3 protein-coding genes and 1 pseudogene are annotated in these 1389 nt (G+C 51.8%); all 4 read right to left on the reverse strand.

Annotation, left to right across the window (positions count from 1 at the left end):
* Positions 1-205 (reverse strand): annotated as a pseudogene (locus AB6D93_RS24025) (hypothetical protein); the annotation flags it as partial.
* Positions 192-695, reverse strand: a complete 504-nt coding sequence (locus AB6D93_RS24030) for a hypothetical protein (protein WP_240799514.1) — start codon at positions 693-695, stop codon at positions 192-194. The pseudogene AB6D93_RS24025 and the gene AB6D93_RS24030, both read right to left, overlap by 14 nt.
* Positions 696-761: 66 nt before the next feature.
* On the reverse strand, positions 762-1112 hold the full coding sequence (locus AB6D93_RS24035) for a hypothetical protein (protein ID WP_241910915.1): 351 nt from the start codon (positions 1110-1112) through the stop codon (positions 762-764).
* Positions 1113-1192: 80 nt separating this feature from the next.
* Positions 1193-1389 (reverse strand): hypothetical protein (locus AB6D93_RS24040; RefSeq protein ID WP_372159254.1); only part of this gene is annotated, 197 nt, incomplete at its 5' end.

Below are 1389 nucleotides of genomic sequence, written 5' to 3' on the forward strand. Positions count from 1 at the left end.
TCACGGTATACGTGTCGTTGGCCTCCAACTCAATACGCACTTTATTGATGCCCTGTTTGGCTAACCTCGCCGGTAAGGCAAACAATAACCCCCGCTCGATGGCCACGAACTGTTTAGCGCCGGTCATCATGCTGAATCGGCGTCCTCCCAGTTGCATGAGAATGGTGTTGGCCACCTGCAGGCGTTGCTCTTTAGAGTTGCTCATGCTTTCTCTCCCGTTTGGGGTTGGGAGAGTAGATAAAGTGCAAAGACCTCTGGGTCGCCATAAGCTCTGGGTGCAAATACACGTCCATGATGCGGTCTTCGTTGTCCATCATCATCAATGCCCATAGCGTATTGTGCTCATCACAATAGTAGTGAAACTCACGGTACGGCTCTGGGTGGGTGCTCGGTGACACAAACAGTCCACCTGACGTTCTTCGCTCTATTAACGTAATAAGCTGAGGCTGCCAGGCTAAGGCCGGACGGTGCACACGTTGTAAGTGAGAAACTTGCGCCAGCATCGAGTGCGATAAGGCAAGGTGGGCCTTTAACGCGTCGCACGGCGGCAAGGTGGTCAGCTGCATGGACAGGGCTTGATAGACGGCGGCCGAATCAACTTGACCGGCATTATCAAAATGCAGGTCGGTTTGATTGGCTATGTTATCGTCGAGCCATGCCATCAGCTCAGTCAGTACGTGATTCGTATTGTTCATAGAGTTGCTCCAATTAAAATAAAAAAAGGGAGCGTACCGGGAGGCAAGCTCCCGGTTGGGGTTGAGTTATTGTCGAATGTCACGCATCGCGTGGGCGATGTGTTGCAAGGCCTTGTCAGCGCATTGCTCCAATGCTTGTCGGGTAGGATTGGGCTCACGCTCAAGTAACCGTTTCAGTTGGCAAGGAAACGCCTCCCCGTAGAAGAGGGACAACTTATCAGGCGCGGATATCTCAAATTGCGCCAGATATTGCTCGACCACAGGAATGACTGTTTCCAGTACGAGAGTGAAAAATTCCAAGTCCCCACCGTTTGAGACACGCTCAAACAATAAGTGGTTGTCGTCGCCATACGGGAAGCCTTCTTTGAAATACGCAAAGGCTAGGGCATGGTCGGTTGATATGGGTTGCGTCATCATTGTGTCCTTAAAGGTCGATGGGCACCCAAGCCCCAACGGGCATCAGATGCCCATTGGGGGGAAGTTAAGATGTTAACGTCTTAACGCGTTGTTTGCTTGAGTAAGGATTTGGCTAACGCCACCTCCACACTGTCGCCATCACTGTTGAGTACATCCAATCCATTATCCGGCATGTCGCCAGAGGTGGATTGGGTGACCGCTATCTTCTTGGCCATCAATGCCAGACACGCCATTTGCGCGCTGTCTTGGTAGCCTAAAAAGCTCACGTCCACGTCCT

This window comes from Vibrio sp. 10N.247.310.23, assembly GCF_041467155.1.
Taxonomy (GTDB): domain Bacteria; phylum Pseudomonadota; class Gammaproteobacteria; order Enterobacterales; family Vibrionaceae; genus Vibrio; species Vibrio crassostreae_C.

What these genes read in the sequence shown, in the direction of transcription:
- AB6D93_RS24035 (WP_241910915.1), bottom strand. Translation starts at nt 1,112, where the DNA reads ATGATGACGCAACCCATATCAACCGACCATGCCCTAGCCTTTGCGTAT.
- AB6D93_RS24030 (WP_240799514.1), bottom strand. Translation starts at nt 695, where the DNA reads ATGAACAATACGAATCACGTACTGACTGAGCTGATGGCATGGCTCGAC.